Below are 20,808 nucleotides of genomic sequence, written 5' to 3' on the forward strand. Positions count from 1 at the left end.
CCCGAACTCAGCAGTGAAACGATGCATCGCCGATGGTAGTGTGGGGTTTCCCCATGTGAGAGTAGGTCATCGTCAAGATTAAATTCCGAAACCCCTATCTGCGTATGCAGGTAGGGGTTTTGTTTTGCCCGCAGGAAAGTTCGTACAGCATTATCGGGCCGCTCCTGTCTGATTGCGATGCTGTTCCGTTAGTGTTTATCGATGTTGATTGTAAGGGGGGCGGCGAACACACCTTCCGAGGCTGGCCGATAAGGGCGATTGTGGGATACCGCTTTACCGTGATCAACAGGTACCCGTTCCGGCGCAGGTCATCGATAAGGGCATCCCTACAGCCGGACTACTAGCTCACGTCATGATCGCGAAATTTGCTGACCATCTGCCTCTTTATCGTCAGGAATCGATTTTCGGTCGTGTCGGCTTGGTCATTCCACGTTCAACCTTGGCTCAATGGATTGGCGTTACCGGCCTGCAGGTGCAGCCTCTGGTCGATGCGCTGCGTGACGTAGTGCTCGGGCAGCAGGTTATCCATGCCGATGAAACACCCGTGCAGATGCTCGTTCCGGCGAACTCGGCGTCACCGAGATCGGCTGCATGGCCCATGCGCGGCGTAAGTTCTTCGAGCTGCACGCGACCAACAAGAGCATGCTCGCCGAACAGCCCTGCGCTACCTCGATGATGGGGTTGTCACGATTGACAATAATTGGATAGAGAACCAGATCCGGCCGTGGGCTCTTGGACGCAAGAACTGGCTCTTCGCAGGGTCGCTACGCAGCGGCAAACGGGCGGCAGCGATCATGAGTTTGATCCTGCCTGCGCGCATAAACGGACACGATCCGTATGCCTATCTGGAAGATATGCTGAAGCGATTGTCGATACAGCGGGCCAGCGAAATCGGGCTACTGATACCGCATCAGTGGGTACCGGCCAGACTGTGTCTTCATGGCTATAGGGTGTTCTCAAAGAATTAATCGTCGAGACTGACCGTATGCGGTCAGTGTACGCCTGACTCATCTCGCAGATTCATCAGATCGGAATGATGAGTAAAAAATCGTAGATATCTCCATGCAAGGTGGGATGTGCGGACACTGTGGAACCACCGATTATGGTGAAGAGGTTTGCGTTGCACTTGGCCTGACATAAGCGGCGGGATGACGACCGGAAGGCCTCCATCCTCCGCATCATCACCCTGAAATCAAGGCTGCGACTGGCTGTCCGCTCTCATGATCTGTGCCTCACCATTGGCCACGAGCCAACGAACCACTTCGGTAACCGACACTGTATGGCTACGCTCTATCCAGCGCACTAGTGCCGGCCCGTAGTGTTCGGTGTATCGGCTGAGCACCAGTTGGCGACAGTCCGCTGACAAACGCAGGGTAATTTCGCGACAGTGCAGATTGGCCGGGTCGTCCCGCGTCACCCGTTGCTGCAGAACCAGCCTATTGCTCTCAGAACCCATCAGCCGGTGCTCCTGTGCATTGAGAGGTGGTGTTCTCTGGCGAGCCATGTTTGCCATCGGCCACGTAAGCAGCACGATGCTCGGCCACCACATTACGCAACGCGCTGTAGTAGTCCGGCAATTTTTGCAGGCTGTCGGTCAGTGGTAAGGCTTCTGCCCGACCATCGACGATGCCACCGACAGTGCTGATAGTGGAGAGTGTCTCCACGGTATCGCTATTGCTGCCGAACGGATCGACCACAAAGCCGAGCACGCGGCCGGCGGCGTCGCGACTGTTGGAGGTCCCGAGCAATGGCAGCTCGACGATCGGACCGTTGCCGATGCCCCACACGCCGAAGGTCTGACCGAAGTCCGAGTCGTGGCGCGGGATACCGGCCATGCTGGAGACATCGATCAAGCCCACCACCCCTACCGTGGTGTTGAGCGCGAAACGCCCCAGGGTATTGACCGAGCGCATCGGGTTGCCTTGCAGCAGGTCATTGATGAAGACCTTCGGCTCACCGAAGTTCGCCACAAAGTTATGCACACCGGTCTGGAAAAGGTCCGGCGTGTAGCGGTAGCCGCGCGCGACCGGCGCCAGGGCGTAATCATCAACCACCCGGTTAAACGTGAAGACGCCCCGATTGAACGGTTCTGCCGGGTCGTACACCGAATAGGCGATATCGGCGCAGGCCACGTCGGTGTTGGGCTGCGGCTGGCTGCTGCAACCCGTCAGTCCTGCGGCCAACACGGCAATTGAGGTGTTGCGGGTCAACCAGGGAGCACACTTGAAAGGCAACATGGGCGCAAGTCTCAGGAGGAATTTGCCGTGATGCTGAGCTCCAATCCTTGCGCCAAGATGTCTGGTTTATTGCGGTGCTGACGCTTTATTGCAGAGTTGAAATATATGACGCGCGGCCATGAATGGTTTTAGATGGCGGTTCCATTCGCCCCTTAAGTGACCTTCGGTGAACAGCCTTTTAATTGTCGACGACGACCTTGAAGTCCTTGATCTACTGAAAAAATTCTTCGTGCAACACGGCTACAGCGTCGAGGTCGCCACAGACGGTGCGTCGCTGTGGGCGGCCATAGAGCGCCAGGCGCCGGACCTGATCATTCTGGACGTGATGTTGCCCGGAGACAGCGGGCTGATCCTGTGTCAGCAACTGCGGATTCGACACGCAATACCGGTGATCATGCTAACGGCCATGGGTGAACTCAGTGACCGGGTGGTCGGCCTGGAACTGGGTGCCGATGATTATCTGACCAAACCCTTCGACGCCCGTGAACTGCTGGCCCGAGTGCGTGCTGTGCTGCGTCGCGTGGACGAGCGTCGTCCGGTTCCGCAAGAGCGGCCACGGCCACTGATTGATTTTGCCGACTGGCATCTGGACGTCACCCGTCGTGAACTTCGCTCGCCGGACAACGTGATGATCCCGCTGTCGGCCGGTGAGTTTGACCTGCTGCTGGTCTTCGTCGAACACCCGCAGCGCATTCTTACTCGCGAGCAATTGCTGGACCTGGCGCGCGGGCATTGCCATGACGCGTTCGATCGCAGCATCGACGTTCAGGTCAGTCGTCTGCGGCGCAAACTCGAGTCCGACACCAAGCGGCCGGCGATGATTCGCACCGTGCGCAATGGCGGTTACCTGTTCACGCCCAGCGTGACGCGGCGATGAGCTGGTTGAAGCGGATTCGCGCCCGAGACTGGCCGCAAGATACGGTTGCGCGCTGGATCGCGTTGACGATCATCCTGGCCATGCTCATTTCACTGGCGCTCAACGGGCTGTTTATCCAATTGGCCGGCGTATGGGCGCGCCCGCCACTGACCGAAATCGGCTTGCTGGAAAAAGCCGCCGCCATCGCCCGCATCATCGAGGCCGCCCCGGCACCACTGCGCAACCCATTGGCACAAGCCGCCAACGAGAACGGCTTCACTGTCACGTGGCACCCTGATCGGCACGATCTCAATCTGCCGACAGTGGACGATCCGAAGTCTGACATTGGGTCGACCATCCTGCAGCCGATGCTCAGAGCCCCTGACCGGCGCATCGAAGCCTATGAACCGGCCGACTGGACGGAGCATACGGAGGACGCGCATTACGCGCTGTTGATCGAGCTATCGGATTCATCATGGCTGATGTTCTCCGCGCCCTCGCGCAGTTGGGGGCTCGACGAAGCGCCACGCTACCTGATCGTCATCCTGCTGGTGCTGATTTCCACCGCATTGGTCGCGCTGATCGCCACCCGACGCCTCGCCACACCTTTGCAGCGCTTCGCCGAAGGCGCCCGGCGCTTCGGCGTGGACTTCCGCGCACCGCCGATCGAACCGCTCGGCCCCCACGAAATCCGCCAGGCCATTCTCGCGTTCAATGCCATGCAAGCCCAGTTACAGCACTTCATCCGCGACCGAACGCAAATGCTCGCCGCCATCTCCCATGACCTGCGCGCGCCCCTGACGCGGATGCGCTTGCGTGGCGAATTCATCGAAGACAGCGAGCAACAGCAACGGCTGTTTCGTGACGTGGATGAAATGCAGGCAATGATCAATTCGGCGCTGGAGTTCTTTCGTGATGATGCGCGGCTTGAACCGGCGACCCAGTTTGATCTGGCGGAACTGCTGCAAACGTTGCTTGATGATTATCGGGATCAGGGAGTCGACATTACGTTCAGCGGGCCGCTGCGGTGGGTGTATTTCGGGCGCCCGTTGGGGCTTAAGCGGGTGATGACCAATCTGCTTGATAACGCGATCAAGTACGGGAGTGACCCGGCGGTTGAACTGATCCCCGGTGACGGCCTGGTGCGGATCAAAATACTGGATCGTGGGCCGGGTATTCCTGAGTTCAGTCTTGAACAGGTGTTTACACCGTTTTTTCGTCTGGAGGGTTCGCGGAACAAGAGTACCGGTGGGGTTGGTTTAGGGTTGTCGGCGGCGCGGGCAATTGTGCTGGAGCATGGCGGAGAATTACGGCTGCTTAATCGGGCGAAGGGCGGGTTGGAAGCGTTGGTGGTGTTGCCGGTGCAGGTGGGGTAGGGCACAGGTCATCCCAATCGGCTTCGGTCACTTCGTGAGTGAAGGCGCTATGCCATCACTTTTTCGTCTGCTAAGGTTCTGACCCATAAATGGATCCACATCTCATGGAGTAGAAGATGTTCAAGTCTCTTACGGATAAAGCGCGAGCTCTGTCAGGCGGGATCGCCGACAAGGCCATGGCAGCCAAAGACAGTGTGTCCGGCAATTTTTCGGTAGGCACATCGAAAGCCTCGGAGTTTTTGGAAAATAACTGGGGCAAGGTCGAAAACGTTTTGGTCAATGGCCTGCTGACTGTTACGGAAGAAAAGCTCAAGGATGATGAGGTCTTCATCATGTTGGTCGAAAAAGCTTATGAAATGCTGCCAACGCCTGTCCGTTTGATCCTCTCTCGTACGACGTTCATCAATCACACCATGACCCATCGCGAAAGCCTGGTCGCCAAGTTGCGGGAGAAAAAAGCCCTGCGTTTGCTCAACGATAGTGCGTTAACCAATCAGGCGTTGCTCATTGATGACGGCAGTCTGATCGCGTCTGTTGAAACGCCGCGATAGTTGTTGCCAAGGTCTGATTGAGCGGGGGCTGAACCTGCCTCCGCATTATGGATCCCCCCAGCCAATAGGCTCGCGAAAGAACCATGGGCCCGTTTCCGCTAATGCCTGGCCATACAAAGTGGCATCAGGTGTACGACACGACTGAATCAGGACGATGAACGAAAACTCTCTTAAATTCGCCAAGTATTGGCGCAACTCCCTCGTCGATGCCGAGAATGGCAGCGGCGGTCTGAAACTCGATGACCTGGCAGGCCATGTTCTCCTCCCGCTCGAAGCCTTGCACGCCGGTTATTTGGGAAGCGAGACCGTCGAAGCGTTATTCAAGGACGAGCCCCAGCAATGCCAGACGCTTGAAGTCACCATTCGGCCCTGGGTATTCAAGGCACGACTGGAGCACGGAAAACCCCGTAACGGGATGCATGCGCTGGTGACGCCACTGCTTGGGCATGTGCAGATCAATCGTCACGGGCAACTTTTTCCGACTAAAAACACTGTTATTCCGCGAGATATCCTGGAGCCTCTGGAGTCAGGCTGTTTCGCGTTGGGCGATGTCGCGGACGTCGATCGGTTTTTGGCGGTCAACACGCTGCCAGCATTCGAGCCCCCCGAAGAAGGCCAGGCCGCCGCGACCGACGAATATGCCGAACGGTGGGCAACGTATCTGGGTTTTTGTCAGCGTTTTGTCGACGAAGTCAGTTCAGGTTGGCTGCAAGGCGATAACGGCTACGAACGATCGAATGAATGGTGTCTGTTCAAAGAAGAAAAGGTATCCGGCGCCAGTCAGCACATTGTGCGTTTGTATGACCACCTGCGTGACACGGCCCCTCAAAGCGCACTCTTTGAACGCTACGCCAGTCAGGTATCGCTCGATCCTGAACCCTGCTTGCCGCCAAATGCCGGTTTCACCACGCGTCTGGGCCATGCCAGCGATGAGTATGCTTTGGCCAGTGAGCAACGTGACGCCCTGGCACATTTCCTGGCCTCCAATGACGGAGACATTCTAGGGGTGAACGGACCGCCCGGTACGGGCAAGACCACCTTGCTGCTATCGGTTGTGGCGTCGTTGTGGGCCAAGGCTGCGTTGGCTGGAGCAGAGCCTCCGGTGATTGTCGCCAGCTCTACCAATAACCAGGCTGTGACCAATATTCTCGATGCCTTCGCCACCGATTTCGCCTCTGGCAGCGGGCCATTTGCCGGCCGCTGGTTGCCGGACATCAAAAGCTTTGGGGCTTATTTCCCGAGCAAATTCACAGACCCGGTAACGTCGAGCAAATATCAGTGCCAAAGCTTCTTTGCCGATACCGAGTCTGCCAGTTACCTGGAACAGGCCAAAGACGAGTGGTTGAGCAAAGCATCAACGGCTTTCCCCTCCTTGCCGTCGCCCACGGTGGAAGGGGTTGTTGGACAGTTGCACCACGCGCTGCAAGCTCGTTCCAATGAATTGCACAACATCGAACGCTCATGGCAAGCCCTGGCGACCGCACGCCAGGCACTTGTGGCGGTGTGGGGCGATGATCCTGAGGCCGGTATCACGGCTGCGCAGCAAGACGTGCAGAATCTCAAGGCCAAAAGCACCCAACAAAAAGCGCTGGAGAATTCGTTCCGCAAGTACCTGGCCGACGAATCACTGTGGTACGTGATCTTCGCCTGGTTTGCACCTGTTCAACAAAAGCGCTTGCTTCGTGCACGGCTGCATCTCGAACAGAGCCACGACGCTTTGCAGGCATCGGAGCCGTTGCTGAACGAGGCTCAACTGGCCCAGTTACTCGCGCTGGACAATGTGTTGGCAATCAGCGAAACACTGGCCGCCTGGCGTGCCACGACAAGCGCCGAGATCAGCGCACTTGAGGCGAAAATCAACGCCGCACAAGAGTTGCAGTTGGCGTTAAAGCAGCGCCTGGCGAGTTGGCGATCAGCACTGTCGTCGCTGGAGCTGGCTCCCGATGTTGTGACCGATGACATGACCCTGAACGATTGCGATCCGTTGGCCGACACTCGGATTCGCTTCCCGATCTTCCTGTTGAGCACGCACTACTGGGAAGGGCGCTGGTTGCTTGAAGTCGAGCAAACGTTGCCACAAATCCTCAAGGACCAAAGCAAGAACGGCCGAAAAGCCCTGGAAAAAAAATGGTATCGCTGGATGAAACTGACACCCTGCGTCGTGTCGACTTTCTTCATGCTGCCCGCCCATATGAAGGGCAGCAAGCACAACGGCCAGGGTCTGATTGAAGACTACATGTACAACCTCATCGATCTATTGATCGTCGACGAAGCCGGCCAGGTTTTGCCCGAAGTCGCAGGTGCTTCCTTTGCTCTGGGCAAGAAAGCCCTGGTCATCGGGGACACGTTGCAAATCGAACCGATTTGGTCGATCCCGGATTCGGTGGACATCGGCAATCTGTTGGGGGCCGATCTGCTGCCACGTGTCGGTGTCGATGAAGCGTATGCAAAACTTTGCGCCACGGGTGTGAGTGCAGCCTCGGGCAGCGTGATGCAAATCGCTCAGAATGCCAGCCGCTACTGGTACGACACCGACATGGACCGGGGCATGTTCTTGTACGAACATCGTCGTTGTTATGACTCGATCGTCGATTACTGCAACACCCTGTGTTACCAAGGCAAACTGGTGCCCAAACGAGGCACTAAACCTCAAGGCGGCCTGTTGCCAGGCTTGGGTTATCTTCACGTCGATGGTATCTGCCGACAGCAGAACGGCCGTAGCCGCATGAACCGTCTTGAGGCCGAAACGATCGCGGCGTGGATCGCTGCCCACCGCGAGAAACTGGAGGCAAGTTACGGGCTGGAGTTGTGGAAGATCGTGGGTGTGATCACGCCCTTCGGCGCGCAATCCCAAGCGATTGCCGAAGCATGCGCCGCACTGGGCATCCAGACTGGCAAAGGCGAAGGCGAGCTGACCATCGGCACCGTTCACTCCTTTCAGGGGGCGGCGCGGCCGGTGGTGATCTTTTCTGCGGTGTATTCCAAGCACGCCGATGGTGGCTTCATCGATCGTCGACCGAGCATGCTCAACGTAGCGGTCTCCCGGGCCAAGGATAGCTTCCTGGTTTTTGGCGACATGGACCTGTTCGGCATGGTGCCCAAAGGTAAACCTCGTGTTCTGCTGGCTGACTACCTGCTACGCGATCCTGCGAGTGAGCTGGCTTTCGAATACCTCCCGCGCAAAGACCTGGAGTCTCCCCGGTCAACACTTAGCCATCTGATAAACGCGGATGCTCACGACGACTTCTTGTTGAAAACCTTGGCCACCGCAATGCGTGAAGTACACATCGTTTCGCCATGGATTATATTGAAGCGGATCCACGAAATCGGCGCATGGGAGGCAATGAGTGCGGCGGTTGAGCGAGGCGTCAAAGTGCGGGTTTATACCGACAGGGATTTCAACATTTCAGAAAAATCGCCTGACATTCAAGCGAAAAGAGATGAACTCAAGCACGCCATTGAGGCCCTGCGAGGCCAGCGCATCGACTCCCATGTGGTGGCCCGGGTACATAGCAAAATCGTCATGGCCGACGATGAGTTGCTGTGTATGGGATCATTTAACTGGTTCAGTGCGAGACGTGACCGCTGGGCCAACTATGAAACCTCAATGGTTTATGAGGGGCCGGATGTGACGGGGGAAATCAAGGTGCACAGGGAAAATCTTGTGGCGCGGATAGATTCGCGGCACTGATAACAGGGCCTGGCCGCTCAGCGGCCAGGCCAGCAGAAACTCCCGTTTATTGCTGCGATCAGAACAACGGGTCGACATTCAAACAGAGAAATAATATGGACATTAAATGGCGCCGCTTCATACAGATTGAAGCGATCCTCCTGCTGCTCATCACCCCGTTTTTTGCTCACGCAGACATTACTGAGGAGGAGGCCACCGCCAACTGCCTTAAAGTCAGCGAGTATTCCGCCGAGGGTGGGAAGTATTACAAGCTCAAGCAATATGCCAAGGCTCGGGAACAATATGAGCAGCAAGCCGGTTGGTCTGAGAGTTGTCAGCTGGACGAAGAAAAAGTCGCGTTGGCCTACAACAACGTGGCACTGACCTACGTCCACGAAGGCAATTACCTGAAGGCCCGGGCGTGGTTGAGTATTCTGCCCAACGACAAAAAATCGATGTTCAACCTCGGGAAAATCAGCGGCGATATCAAGAACGCCCTGGAGAAACAGTCAAGCAAGCCGCAAGGGCAGTATTGGCAATATGCCGGGGCTTCGTTATGGAATTCCATGACGATCAAGCCACAAGGCATGAAATACCAAGTTGATTTCGAGGGTTATTACGCAGGCCTGATGGCGATGTATTACGGTCCCAATCTCGGTGAGTTTTCAACGGTATTAGCGTTTGATAACGGCAAGGCTCATTACGCCATGAGTGGAGATGATGGTGACTGTGAATACGACTTCGACATTAAAAAAGACCTGCTCACGGTAACGCGTACGGCCGGTGAATCATGCGGTTTTGGTCACAATGTGGGCGCTGAAGGCGCCTACCAACGGGTCGAGTTCTAGTTTGGAAAGATGGAAAGCCCCGAAAGCTCGGGGCTGATTCGGATCAAGCGTACCTAAGCCTCCCAGCCCGCCCCACTGACCGCCGCCTGCGCCAGTGGGTGCAAGTCTGCCCCTTGATGCGCCGTCTGCCAGGCCAGCAGCTCCTTGCGCATGCCAGGCGTCCAGTACATCTGCAGGTGATTACGCACGCCGAGCACGGCCTGTTTCTGGTCCGGTTCGCTAGCGAAGTACTGGGCGATCTGGTTGGCCATTTTGATCAGGTTATCGGTACTCATCGGCGTACCTCCGCTTTAGCGCCACGCGCCTGGCGGCGTTCGTCGAGCAGACGTTGTTGTTCGTCGCTGAACGCCTGATAGCGTTTTTGCCATTCGGAAGGGTGATAGACGCGGCTGACTTCCACGGCGGTGACCTTGTACTCCGGACAGTTAGTGGCCCAGTCGGAGTTGTCGGTGGTAATGACGTTGGCCCCCGACTCAGGGAAGTGGAAGGTGGTGTACACCACGCCAGGGGCTACCCGTTCGGTGATCCGCGCACGCAGTACGGTCTGTCCGGCGCGACTGCCAATACCGACCCAGTCGTCTTCGTTGATGCCACGGCTCTCGGCGTCGGTCGGGTGGATTTCCAGGCGGTCTTCGTGGTGCCAGGCGACGTTGTCGGTACGCCGGGTCTGGGCGCCGACGTTGTACTGGCTGAGGATGCGCCCGGTGGTCAGCAGCAGGGGATAGCGGCTGTTGACCTTTTCCTCGGTGGGCACGTAACCGGTGAGCATGAAGCGGCCCTTGCCGCGCACGAACTCCTCGATGTGCATGGTCGGCGTGCCGTCCGGTGCCGCGGCGTTGCACGGCCATTGCAGGCTGCCGTGGCGATCCAGTTCGGTGTAGCTGACGTTGGTGAAGGTCGGCGTCAGGCTGGCGATTTCATCCATGATTTCTGATGGATGCTGGTAGTTCATCGGGTAGCCCAGCGCGTTGGCCAAGGCCACCGTGCCTTCCCAGTCGGCCTTGCCGCCTAGAGGCTCCATGACTTTGCGCACCCGGGAGATGCGTCGCTCGGCGTTGGTGAAGGTGCCGTCTTTTTCCAGGAACGAGCTGCCCGGCAGGAACACGTGGGCGAACTTGGCGGTTTCGTTGAGGAAAATGTCTTGCACCACCACGCACTCCATGGCCGACAGCGCCGCGGTGACGTGCTGGGTATTCGGATCGCTCTGGGCGATGTCTTCGCCCTGGCAATACAGGCCCTTAAAGCTGCCGCCCAAGGCTGCCTCGAACATGTTGGGAATGCGCAGGCCCGGGTCGGGTTGCAGAGTGACGTTCCACGCCTGTTCGAACTGCGCCCGAACCACTTCGTTGGAGATGTGGCGGTAGCCAGGCAGCTCGTGGGGGAAGGAGCCCATGTCGCAGGAGCCCTGAACGTTGTTCTGCCCACGCAGCGGGTTCACGCCCACACCTTCGCGGCCGATGTTGCCGGTGGCCATGGCCAGATTGGCGATGCCCATGACCGCGGTGCTGCCCTGGCTGTGCTCGGTGACGCCCAGGCCGTAGTAGATCGCCGCGTTGCCGCCGGTGGCATACAGACGGGCGGCGGCGCGGATGTCGGCAGGGTCTACGCCGCAGATGGCGCCGAGGACTTCCGGCGAGTTTTCCGCGCGGCTGACGAACTCGCTCCAGCGGGCGAAATCGCTGCCCTCGCAACGGGCGTCGATAAAGGTTTGATTGAGCAGGCCTTCGGTGACGATGACGTGGGCCAGGGCATTGAGCATCGCGACGTTGGTGCCAGGACGCAGGGCCAGGTGCAGTTCGGCGCGGGCATGCACCGAGTCCACCAGATCAATGCGTCGTGGGTCGATGACGATCAGCCGCGCACCTTCACGCAGGCGACGCTTGAGCTGGGAGGCGAACACCGGGTGGGCGTCGCTGGGGTTGGCGCCCATCACCAGAATCACGTCGGCCTGCATCACCGAGTCGAAACTCTGGGTACCAGCGGACTCGCCCAGGGTTTGTTTCAGGCCATAGCCGGTCGGCGAGTGGCAGACCCGCGCACAGGTGTCGACGTTGTTGTTGCCGAAGGCGGCGCGTATCAGTTTTTGCACCAGGTAGGTTTCTTCATTGGTGCAGCGGCTGGAGGTGATGCCGCCAATGGAGTCACGGCCGTATTTTTGCTGCAGCCGGCGGAATTCGCTGGCGGCGTAGGTCACCGCTTCATCCCAGCTGACTTCCTGCCAAGGGTCGTTGATGTGCTTGCGGATCATCGGCTTGGTGATGCGATCCGGGTGAGTGGCGTAGCCCCAGGCGAAGCGCCCTTTGACGCAGGAGTGGCCGTGGTTGGCCTGGCCATTCTTGTCTGGAACCATACGCACCAACTGGTCGCCTTTCATCTCGGCGCGGAACGAACAGCCCACACCGCAATAGGCACAAGTGGTGATCACGCTGCGTTCGGGCTGACCCAGTTCGACCACGCTTTTTTCCATCAGCGTCGCGGTTGGGCAGGCTTGCACACAAGCACCGCAGGACACGCACTCCGAGTCGAGGAAGTTCTCGCCCCCGGCGGCTGCGACCCGGGACTCGAAACCGCGCCCGGTAATGGTCAGGGCAAAGGTGCCCTGGGTTTCTTCGCAGGCGCGCACGCAGCGGTTGCAGACGATGCACTTGCTCGGGTCGTAATCGAAGTAGGGGTTGGAGGTGTCCTTCACATCCGCCAGATGGTTGTCGCCTTCATAGCCGTAACGCACTTCCCGCAGGCCGACCTGACCGGCGACGGTTTGCAGCTCGCAGTTACCGTTGGCCGAGCAAGTCAGGCAGTCCAGCGGGTGGTCGGAGATGTACAGCTCCATGACGTTGCGGCGCAGGGTGGCGAGCTTCGGCGTCTGGGTATGCACGCTCATGCCTTCGCTGACCGGCGTGGTGCAGGATGCCGGATAACCGCGCATGCCGTCGATCTCCACCAGGCACATGCGGCAGGAGCCGAAGGCCTCCAGACTGTCGGTGGCGCACAGTTTGGGAATGGTGGTGCCCAGCAGCGCGGCGGCGCGCATCACCGAGGTGCCTTCGGGCACGCTGATGCTGCGGCCGTCGATGTTGAGGGTGACTTGCACCTGGCTGTCGCGGGCAGGGGTACCCAGGTCGATATCGGTTTTCGGATCGAAGAGAGTGATCATTGGTCGGCCTCCGAGGACTGCAGACCGAAGTCGGCGGGGAAGTACTTGAGGGCGCTGACGACCGGATAGGAGGTCATGCCGCCCAACGCGCACAGCGAACCGTATTGCAGGGTGTCGCACAGGTCCTTGAGGATGATCACCTGCTCATCACGACTGTTCTGGTCAGGCGCGGCCAGCAAGCGGTCGATTACCTCCACGCCCCGGGTCGAGCCGATGCGGCAGGGGGTACATTTGCCACAGGATTCCTCGGCACAGAACTGCATGGCGAAGCGCGCCATGTGGGCCATGTCCAGGTTGTCGTCAGCCACCACCACGCCACCGTGACCGAGCATCGCGCCGATGGCGGCGAAGGCTTCGTAATCCAGGGGCGTGTCGAAGTGCGACGGTGGCACCCAGGCGCCGAGCGGGCCGCCCACCTGGGCGGCTTTCAGCGGCCGGCCACTGGCGGTGCCACCGCCGTAGTCTTCCACCAGTTCCCGCAGGGTCAGGCCAAAGGCCCGTTCCACCAGGCCGCCGTGACGAACGTTGCCCGCCAACTGAAAGGGCATGGTGCCCAAGGAGCGGCCCATGCCGTAATCGCGATAGAACTGCGCGCCCTTGGCCAGAATCAGCGGCACCGAGGCCAGGGTCAGCACGTTGTGCACAAGAGTCGGCAGGCCGAACAGACCTTGCAAGGCGGGGATCGGTGGCTTGGCGCGAACGATCCCGCGCTTGCCTTCCAGAGAATCCAGCAGCGCGGTTTCTTCTCCGCAGATGTAAGCGCCGGCACCGACGCGCACTTCCATATCGAAGGCCTGGCCGCTGCCGCCGACATTGGCGCCCAGGTAACCGGCAGATCGGGCGATGTTCAGCGCTGCACGCAATGTGGCCACGGCATCCGGATATTCCGAGCGCACATAGATGTAGCCGTAAGTGGCGCCGACGGTGATGCCGGCAATGGCCATGCCTTCGATCAACAGGAAGGGGTCGCCTTCCATCAACATGCGGTCGGCGAAGGTGCCGGAGTCGCCTTCGTCGGCGTTGCACACAATGTATTTCTGCGCAGCCTGGGTGGCGCGCACCGTGCGCCATTTGATCCCCGCGGGGAAGGCTGCGCCGCCACGGCCACGCAGGCCTGAATCGAACACCTCAGTCGCGGTCTGTTCGCCACCGAGGGTGACAGCTCTTTTCAAACCCTCGAAACCGCCATGATCCAGGTAATCGTCCAGGTACAGCGGCCGGGTGATGCCGGCGCGGGCAAACAGCAAGCGTTGTTGTGTCTTGAGATACGGCAATTCTTCCACCAGGCCCAAGGCCAGTGGATGCGCGGACGGCTCGCCTTGCAACGCATCGAGCACGGACGGCACATCGGCGGCAGTCAGCGGGCCAAAGCCGATACGGCCTTGCGGGCTGTCCACCTCCAACAGCGGTTCCAGCCAATACAAACCGCGCGAACTGGTACGTTGCAATTCCTGGGGAACAAAGCGTCCCCGGGCGTGGGTGATAAGGGCTACCGCAACCTCTTCGGTACCCACGGCACGGGCCAGCGAATCACGGGGCAGATAGAAAGCCGGCATCATGCGTCCTCCCTGCAACTATCGAGCAGTGCATCCAGACGCTCGGCACTAAGCCGCGCATGTACCCGGCCATCCAGTTCCAGGGCGGGCGAGCAGGCGCAAGCGCCGAGGCAATACACCGGACGCAAACTGATGCTGCCGTCGGCGCTGCTGCCGTGGTCGTCCAGTTGCAGGCGTTCGCGCAATTGCGCCGCGAGCTGCTCGGCACCGCGACTCTGACAGGACTCGGCCCGGCACAGACGCAGGATATGCCGGGTCGGCGGCGCGGTGCGGAAGTCATGGTAGAAGCTGATCACCCCGCGAACCTCGGCCTGACTCAGGTTGAGGGCGTGGGCAATCTCGGGGATGGCGGCATCGGGGATGTAACCGATGCCCTCCTGAATCTCATGAAGGATGGGCAACAGTGCGCCGGGGGAGCGTTTGTGGCGCTCCAGCAGGCTGTTGACCATAGGCAGGTGCAACATCTCATCAGGCATACAGCATTCCTCACGATCACGGACAAACCAGGCGGTTGTCAGTTGTCCGAAAGTGTCGGCTGCGGCAGTCACACCACGTCACGGTATCGTGGCATTTTCAGGCCGTTGGCCAGGGCACCCTGAGCGGGCATCTTGTTGGGCCCGGTGCGGTCTTTGCCGCACCTCTTCAGGGCATAACAGGCAGCTTGCCATGCTGCCTTTGATTCATCTGCACCAAAGCGACGTGTTCGATTCTGTCTACGACTACCCGTTAAGTCTAGAAGAGCGCAGCCCGAGGCGTTCACTCACTGAATATCTTTCGGATAATCCTTGAGTGCGATGAGCGAGGCATCGTGCCCGCTTGTGCCAAGCTGAAAGGATGTTGAAACGCCGTACATTCAATCGCCGGTCAGGCTAACCCCAAGAGGTCCATGACATGAACACCACTCATGCATCGCACGTCCGTCGCGAGTTCTACAAAGCAGTCAGGTTCTACTTTCACGTTGTCTGGCCAATTTTTTCCATCCTGCTGTTTTTGATTGTGTTGTTCGGCCTGATCATCAGCTTTCTGGAAGGATGGGATCCATTTGACGGTATCTACTTCGCGTTCGTGACCGGCCTGACCATCGGTTATGGAGAACTCGTCCCCAAACTGGCTGTCTCGCGGATATTGGCGATTTTGCTGGGATTCAACGGGGTGCTGATGACGGCGATATTTGCGGCGATCAGTATTCGGGCGATTGAGATTGCGGTGCGGGCGACAGATCGGGGGGAGTAGGGGCAGCAGCGGTGTAGGGGGAAATGCGCTATGAAGTATTTCAGTATTTGCTGTGAACTGAGTGATCGAAAGCCCCGACAGTCTCGGGGCTACAAATACCTGTCAGTCAAGTGCAATCCCTGTGGGAGCGGGCTTGCCCGCGAAAGCGCCAGGTCAGCCAACATCAATGCTGAATGCACTGTCGTCATCGCAAGCATTTCGCTCCCACAGACCTCATTCCTTACCGACTGGCATCAGAACCATCCCGCCTAAGCACTTTCACCGAATCATCAACCACCGCCTTACTCATTGCCGTCAAATAATGCGCAGCCCAGGCATGGCGGTCAGTGTCTCTGGCGTAGGCGGCATCTTCGGTCAGCTTCTTGGCGAGAAACAGAAAATCGGAAGCCATGGCTAACGCATCACCGAGGGGAACGCCGCTAGTGACGTGGAACAGCGGTTGATCGGAGCAGTAAATGGCAGGTGTTAGTCCGATGGTTTTGAGTTCTGGTTGATCGGTCATTTGCCACCTCCGATGAGGGAGAGGCGGTGGGTGAGGGTGGACGGTGGGGTATTACGCGATTGGGAATTGCGTAGAGGGAAAAGCCAAATTTTGTACGGATTGATGCTGCGCATTATCAGACTCCTTGATATGAGGAGCTGCCACGTTCGTTTCCACACGAATGGGTGACAGCTGTGCGCAGGGTGGAAAACCGGGAATCAAGGAAACCGGCACGCCCGAAGACGTCCCACGCACAGCCGCCATAACTCACGCCGCAGGCACAAAAAAAGCGCCGGCAGACGTGATGGGGGCGCTGTTGCGCCTTGAATTACACGGGTTTCCACACCCGGTCGCTGAATTGGCAGCGACTGTGGGAGGGTATCGCGCAGGCCTCGTTCCTGCAACCCTCGAAATAGCTGGGTAATTATCTGGTGGATCACCTAACAAGCCCGGGTAATAAGGGCATCGCGGCCGGCCGCACGTGTGTCCAGAAACGCATTGAAACAGGTCAATGCCATCTGTCTACGGGTTACATATTTGCGCTTCGGGTCGTTGCGAATTTACCTCATAATCCCGCGCTCTTACCGTCGGTAGCTCCGCTTCTCGACTAATCTGTAGTCGCTGCAACCCGACCTTAAACAGCCAAGGAGAAAGGCAATGCCAGATAACCGGAACCAGCGTCAGTCGAATGCATCTGCGAAGCATGCCCTCGAACGTTTGCCGGCCCCATCTGATTTGCCTGCGACCCTATGAGCCAAGCCGCCTTAGTCAATCCAAGCCTGCTCACCTGGTCTCGTGAGCGGGCAGGTCTCTCTACTGAGCAGGTTGCTAAAAAGCTTCCAGTGAAACCTGATCGAGTAGAGGAATGGGAGGCAGGCGAGACCAAGCCAACATTCCTTCAGGCTCAAAAGTGGGCGAGTCTCGCTCACGTCCCTTTCGGTTTCCTGTTTCTTCAGCAGCCGCCTGTCGAACAACTGCCTTTACCTGATCTGCGGACTGTCGGAGGGATAGCTCCTCAACGTCCCAGTCTGGAACTGTTGGACACCGTCAGGGATTCCATACGAAAGCAGGACTGGTACCTGGAGTATCTGCAACACCAGGAGCATCAGCCGCTGGAATTTGTCGGTCGCTTCAACAGCCGATCTCGAGTCGCAGAGGTGGTGGACGATATTCGCCGGATCCTCGGCGTGAACCCTGACATTGCTCGATTGGATTACGACAAATACAGCCGTGCCTTGATCGAGGCTGCAGAAGCGGCTGGCATTTTGGTAATGCGCAGTGGCATTGCGCTAGGAAATACCCATCGCAAACTTGAAGTTAGCGAGTTTCGGGGTTTTGCCATCAGTAATTCCTACGCCCCCGTTGTATTCATTAACAGTTCCGACGCACCCACCGCCCGGCTGTTTACCTTACTTCACGAGCTGGCCCATATCTGGATTGGTAGCAGTGGAGTGTCTGACGGAAACACCGCTAATGGTCGAGACGAGGAACGATTCTGCAATGCAGTTGCAGGTGAATTTCTGGCTCCCGAAGCCCAGTTCCGCGCCCTGTGGAACGTAGATGTTAACTGGGAAGACAATTTAGCTCCGCTTGCCACTCGGTTTCACATTAGTAAATTAGCTATCGGTCGCCGCGCATTGGATCTGGGTTATGTAAGCCAAGCGCATTACAGCGCTTACTACCGAATGATCCTAAAGGCTTTCCAGAATGACAAAGGTGGAGCGGGTGACTATTACCGTAACGCCACCGCGAAAAACAGCCCCCGCCTAAGCAAGGCAGTGCTGACTGAAGCAATGAGTGGCCGGATGCTGCTACGCGAGGCGGGAAATTTGCTCGGCGTGCAACCTGCTAAATTAAGGACTCTCGCCAACAAGATTACGGAATGAATCATTTACTCGACGCTAACACGCTGATCGAAGCAAAAAACCGTTACTACGGGATGGCTATCTGTCCTGGATTTTGGCAATGGTTATTACTTAAAAATAAAGTATTGGCTTTAGCCAGTATTGCACCTGTAATGGATGAGCTAACAAAAGGGAATGACGATTTGGCGGGTTGGGCAAAGGGAAATTCCGATTTCTTCCACTCTACCACCGATCGGGAGACGCAACTGGCATTCGCGCGTATTACAGGGCTTGTGGCAGATCAAGCTCCTAAGATGAAAACAGGCGCTATGGAAGAGTTTTTAGCGGGTGCTGACCCTTGGTTAATTGCAAAAGCGATGACTGCAGGGGCTACAGTCGTTACTCATGAAGTGCTAAATCTCGATGCTAAACGAAAATTCATCATTCCCAATATTTGTAAGGAACTGAATGTTCCTTTTTTGAATACGTTTGAGTTGTTGCATAGGCTTGAGGCAAGGTTTGTGTTGCCTGCTTAAAGTAAATTACTTGCTCAAATCGTGTGGGCTTGAAATGTTTAGCAGAGTGAGTGGAAATTGGAAATAAATCTGTCTCCTGTCAGGCGGGTTCCCCGATGCACCACCACTGCACTGCGACCTCATCGTCAGGTTGAGTTACGTCATGTCCGTGTTCGATGAAATTCACTGGCTTGTGCAACGCAAGAGCATGACTGATCCGCTCTGGCATGAGAGCGTTAGTTTCACCGAGAAACCCCAGATAATAGTCCCGGTCATAGAAGACGGTGACCTCGCTTTGATGAACCCATGGCCACACCAGTAGGCAAGCGACGCGATAGTAACCCTGTGAGTGGTCAGCAGCGTTGGACAGGTGGTTAGCGGCTTCGAGCAGTTGCTGAATGCAGAAGGCCTGAACTTCGACCCTGGCTTGAGGGCCTTGAACCAAGGCCGCGTGTACCGGGATCTTCCAATGTGTGTAGCACTCCATGTGCATGGATCGCGGGTGAAACTCGTCGCGAAAACTGGAGGCCCAGCGTTCCAGGGCGCGAAGGCGTCGGGGAATGCCTCTGAGTGGCTTGTTGCTGAGGGCGATTTGCCGCATTGATACGTCCTTGTGATGCCGAAAAAGTCTTTCGTTGCTGTCTGCTGACGCAATTGAAAAGTGGGCAGATATATTTCCATATCAGCCAAGACCCCAGCCACTACTAGTCGGTGTAAAGGGTTACTAAACTTGCCCTGGTCCGCTCACTCACTGAATGTCTTTCAAGTAATCCTTAAGCGGAATGAGCGGCGCATTAAGCTGCTCCATTGTCCGCGCACTGCTGAAATCAGCTGACAACCGTTGCAGCTCTCGCCCCAGCGGCGTATCAGCCCCGCCTATAGCGTCCAGCGCCAAACCTACACAATGCGCCACTCTAAACTGAATACCCTCGACATCACCCCGGCGCACCAGCAAGCCAAACACCTCCCGCTCATAATCACTCATGATCGGATCATCCCGCAGAATCGGGCTTTCCCCTTCCCTCTCATAAGCCAGCTTGAGGGCGAAAAGGGCGACTGTTTCCAGTGGCAATTCCATAGGTGTGAATCCTTGATTCGTTAGCCGAGCGGTTTCGGGTTGTGGCGTTGAAAAGCAAGATCAAAAGATCGCAGCCTTCGGCAGCTCCTACGGGGTGGCGGGCGAGGTCACTTTTCTATAGGCGAAAAAAAAGGCCTTGCAAAGCAAGACCTTTCTTAATTTTGGTGCCCCGAGGGAGACTCGAACTCCCACTCCTTTCGAAAACGGATTTTGAATCCGCCGCGTCTACCAATTCCGCCATCAGGGCTCAATGGCGGCGAAGTATAGAGATGAGATAACCGTTGGTCAATCAGGTACATGGAGAATTTTTGATATTTCCGCTAGACTTCCCGGCCCTGCTAGACGAACCCCATCATGCGCGTTGCTGACTTTACTTTTGAGCTCCCTGATTCGCTGATTGCTCGCCATCCTTTGGCTGAGCGTCGCGGTAGTCGCCTGTTGACCCTTGATGGGGTCAGCGGCGCCCTGGCACACCGTCAATTCACTGATTTGCTTGAGCATTTGCGCCCGGGCGATTTGATGGTGTTCAACAATACCCGGGTGATTCCGGCGCGGCTGTTTGGCCAGAAGGCTTCCGGCGGCAAGCTGGAAATCCTGGTGGAGCGGGTGCTCGACAGTCATCGCGTGCTGGCCCATGTGCGTTCCAGCAAATCGCCGAAGCCGGGTTCGAAGATCCTGATTGATGGCGGTGGCGAAGCCGAGATGCTGGCGCGTCATGATGCGTTGTTCGAACTGGGGTTTGCCGAAGAGGTGTTGCCGCTGCTCGACCGCGTCGGGCATATGCCGTTGCCTCCTTATATAGACCGCCCGGATGAAGGCTCGGACCGCGAGCGTTATCAGACGGTGTACGCCGAGCGCCTGGGCGCGGTGGCGGCGCCGACGGCGGGGCTGCATTTCGACCAGCCGCTGATGGAGGCGATTGCCGCCAAGGGCATTGAGACTGCGTTCGTGACTTTGCACGTCGGCGCCGGCACCTTTCAGCCGGTGCGCGTGGAGAAGATTGAAGATCACCACATGCACAGTGAATGGCTGGAAGTCGGCCAGGACGTGGTCGATGCTGTTGCGGCCTGCCGCGCTCGCGGTGGTCGCGTGGTGGCTGTGGGGACCACTAGCGTGCGTTCTCTGGAAAGTGCCGCGCGCGATGGCGTGCTCAAGCCGTTCAGTGGCGACACCGACATTTTTATCTACCCGGGCCGGCCGTTTCATGTGGTCGATGCCCTGGTCACCAACTTTCATTTGCCCGAATCCACGTTGTTGATGCTGGTCTCGGCGTTCGCCGGTTATCCCGAGACCATGGCCGCCTATAAAGCCGCCGTCGACAACGAATACCGCTTTTTCAGCTACGGTGATGCGATGTTTATCACCCGTAACCCTGCACCACGTGGCCCTGAGGAAACAGAATGAGTCGC

The 20,808-nt window shown here is 57.7% G+C and carries 17 protein-coding genes, 1 tRNA gene and 1 pseudogene; 10 read left to right on the forward strand and 9 right to left on the reverse strand.

Annotation, left to right across the window (positions count from 1 at the left end; genetic code table 11):
- Positions 1 to 286: 286 nt before the first annotated feature.
- A pseudogene (locus tag IB250_RS11255) lies at positions 287 to 968 on the forward strand (IS66 family transposase); the annotation flags it as partial.
- A 477-nt stretch (positions 969 to 1,445) separates the two neighbouring features.
- Here the strand turns inward: IB250_RS11255 and IB250_RS11260 are convergent.
- Positions 1,446 to 2,237 (reverse strand): VacJ family lipoprotein, encoded by a 792-nt coding sequence (locus IB250_RS11260; protein WP_192344152.1) that lies wholly within the window; start codon positions 2,235 to 2,237, stop codon positions 1,446 to 1,448.
- 166 nt (positions 2,238 to 2,403) lie between these two features.
- Between IB250_RS11260 and IB250_RS11265 the strand changes: the two genes are divergently transcribed.
- From IB250_RS11265 to IB250_RS11285, 5 genes are all read left to right on the forward strand, one after another.
- Positions 2,404 to 3,114, forward strand: coding sequence for a response regulator (locus IB250_RS11265; RefSeq protein WP_123498013.1), 711 nt, complete (start codon positions 2,404 to 2,406; stop codon positions 3,112 to 3,114).
- The gene (locus tag IB250_RS11270; RefSeq protein WP_192344153.1) at positions 3,111 to 4,469 is read left to right on the forward strand and encodes an ATP-binding protein; all 1,359 of its coding nucleotides are present in this window, start codon (positions 3,111 to 3,113) and stop codon (positions 4,467 to 4,469) included. The genes IB250_RS11265 and IB250_RS11270 overlap by 4 nt, the downstream gene beginning before the upstream one ends.
- Before the next feature lie 116 nt (positions 4,470 to 4,585).
- Positions 4,586 to 5,020, forward strand: a complete 435-nt coding sequence (locus IB250_RS11275; protein ID WP_192344154.1) for a hypothetical protein — start codon at positions 4,586 to 4,588, stop codon at positions 5,018 to 5,020.
- A gap of 154 nt (positions 5,021 to 5,174) precedes the next feature.
- Positions 5,175 to 8,711 (forward strand): AAA domain-containing protein, encoded by a 3,537-nt coding sequence (locus tag IB250_RS11280; protein ID WP_192344155.1) that lies wholly within the window; start codon positions 5,175 to 5,177, stop codon positions 8,709 to 8,711.
- A 95-nt stretch (positions 8,712 to 8,806) separates the two neighbouring features.
- Positions 8,807 to 9,538, forward strand: coding sequence for a tetratricopeptide repeat protein (locus IB250_RS11285; RefSeq protein WP_095634318.1), 732 nt, complete (start codon positions 8,807 to 8,809; stop codon positions 9,536 to 9,538).
- Positions 9,539 to 9,591: 53 nt separating this feature from the next.
- Here IB250_RS11285 and IB250_RS11290 read toward each other — a convergent pair whose 3' ends face one another.
- From IB250_RS11290 to IB250_RS11305, 4 genes are read right to left on the reverse strand one after another with little or no spacing between them, the layout of a single operon-like run.
- Entirely contained in the window at positions 9,592 to 9,813 is a 222-nt protein-coding gene (locus IB250_RS11290) for a formate dehydrogenase subunit delta (protein WP_095634319.1), read from the reverse strand.
- Positions 9,810 to 12,692 (reverse strand): formate dehydrogenase subunit alpha, encoded by a 2,883-nt coding sequence (gene fdhF, locus IB250_RS11295; protein WP_192344156.1) that lies wholly within the window; start codon positions 12,690 to 12,692, stop codon positions 9,810 to 9,812. The genes IB250_RS11290 and fdhF overlap by 4 nt, the downstream gene beginning before the upstream one ends.
- Positions 12,689 to 14,251, reverse strand: coding sequence for a formate dehydrogenase beta subunit (locus IB250_RS11300; protein ID WP_192344157.1), 1,563 nt, complete (start codon positions 14,249 to 14,251; stop codon positions 12,689 to 12,691). The genes fdhF and IB250_RS11300 overlap by 4 nt, the downstream gene beginning before the upstream one ends.
- The gene (locus IB250_RS11305; protein WP_192344158.1) at positions 14,248 to 14,724 is read right to left on the reverse strand and encodes a formate dehydrogenase subunit gamma; all 477 of its coding nucleotides are present in this window, start codon (positions 14,722 to 14,724) and stop codon (positions 14,248 to 14,250) included. The genes IB250_RS11300 and IB250_RS11305 overlap by 4 nt, the downstream gene beginning before the upstream one ends.
- A 415-nt stretch (positions 14,725 to 15,139) precedes the next feature.
- Between IB250_RS11305 and IB250_RS11310 the strand changes: the two genes are divergently transcribed.
- Positions 15,140 to 15,481, forward strand: a complete 342-nt coding sequence (locus tag IB250_RS11310; protein WP_192344159.1) for a potassium channel family protein — start codon at positions 15,140 to 15,142, stop codon at positions 15,479 to 15,481.
- 220 nt (positions 15,482 to 15,701) lie between these two features.
- Here the strand turns inward: IB250_RS11310 and IB250_RS11315 are convergent, their stop codons facing one another.
- The gene (locus IB250_RS11315) at positions 15,702 to 15,983 is read right to left on the reverse strand and encodes a DUF3077 domain-containing protein (RefSeq protein WP_192344160.1); all 282 of its coding nucleotides are present in this window, start codon (positions 15,981 to 15,983) and stop codon (positions 15,702 to 15,704) included.
- Positions 15,984 to 16,711: 728 nt separating this feature from the next.
- Here IB250_RS11315 and IB250_RS11320 point away from each other — a divergent pair.
- Positions 16,712 to 17,848, forward strand: a complete 1,137-nt coding sequence (locus IB250_RS11320) for an ImmA/IrrE family metallo-endopeptidase (RefSeq protein WP_192344161.1) — start codon at positions 16,712 to 16,714, stop codon at positions 17,846 to 17,848.
- The gene (locus IB250_RS11325; RefSeq protein WP_192344162.1) at positions 17,845 to 18,342 is read left to right on the forward strand and encodes a DUF4411 family protein; all 498 of its coding nucleotides are present in this window, start codon (positions 17,845 to 17,847) and stop codon (positions 18,340 to 18,342) included. The genes IB250_RS11320 and IB250_RS11325 overlap by 4 nt, the downstream gene beginning before the upstream one ends.
- A 79-nt stretch (positions 18,343 to 18,421) precedes the next feature.
- Here the strand turns inward: IB250_RS11325 and IB250_RS11330 are convergent, their stop codons facing one another.
- From IB250_RS11330 to IB250_RS11340, 3 genes are all read right to left on the reverse strand, one after another.
- Positions 18,422 to 18,922, reverse strand: a complete 501-nt coding sequence (locus IB250_RS11330) for a DUF3916 domain-containing protein (RefSeq protein WP_192344163.1) — start codon at positions 18,920 to 18,922, stop codon at positions 18,422 to 18,424.
- Positions 18,923 to 19,069: 147 nt separating this feature from the next.
- Complete coding sequence (locus IB250_RS11335; protein WP_192344164.1) at positions 19,070 to 19,399, reverse strand: hypothetical protein; 330 nt, start codon at positions 19,397 to 19,399, stop codon at positions 19,070 to 19,072.
- Between the two features lie 162 nt (positions 19,400 to 19,561).
- Positions 19,562 to 19,646, reverse strand: a tRNA-Leu gene (locus IB250_RS11340).
- A gap of 107 nt (positions 19,647 to 19,753) precedes the next feature.
- Here IB250_RS11340 and queA point away from each other — a divergent pair.
- A complete protein-coding gene (gene queA, locus IB250_RS11345; RefSeq protein ID WP_007903547.1) occupies positions 19,754 to 20,803 on the forward strand; it encodes a tRNA preQ1(34) S-adenosylmethionine ribosyltransferase-isomerase QueA in 1,050 nt (349 codons plus the stop codon).
- Positions 20,804 to 20,808: the final 5 nt, after the last annotated feature.

Source organism: Pseudomonas sp. PDM09 (genome assembly GCF_014852305.1).
In the GTDB taxonomy this organism is placed as follows: domain Bacteria; phylum Pseudomonadota; class Gammaproteobacteria; order Pseudomonadales; family Pseudomonadaceae; genus Aquipseudomonas.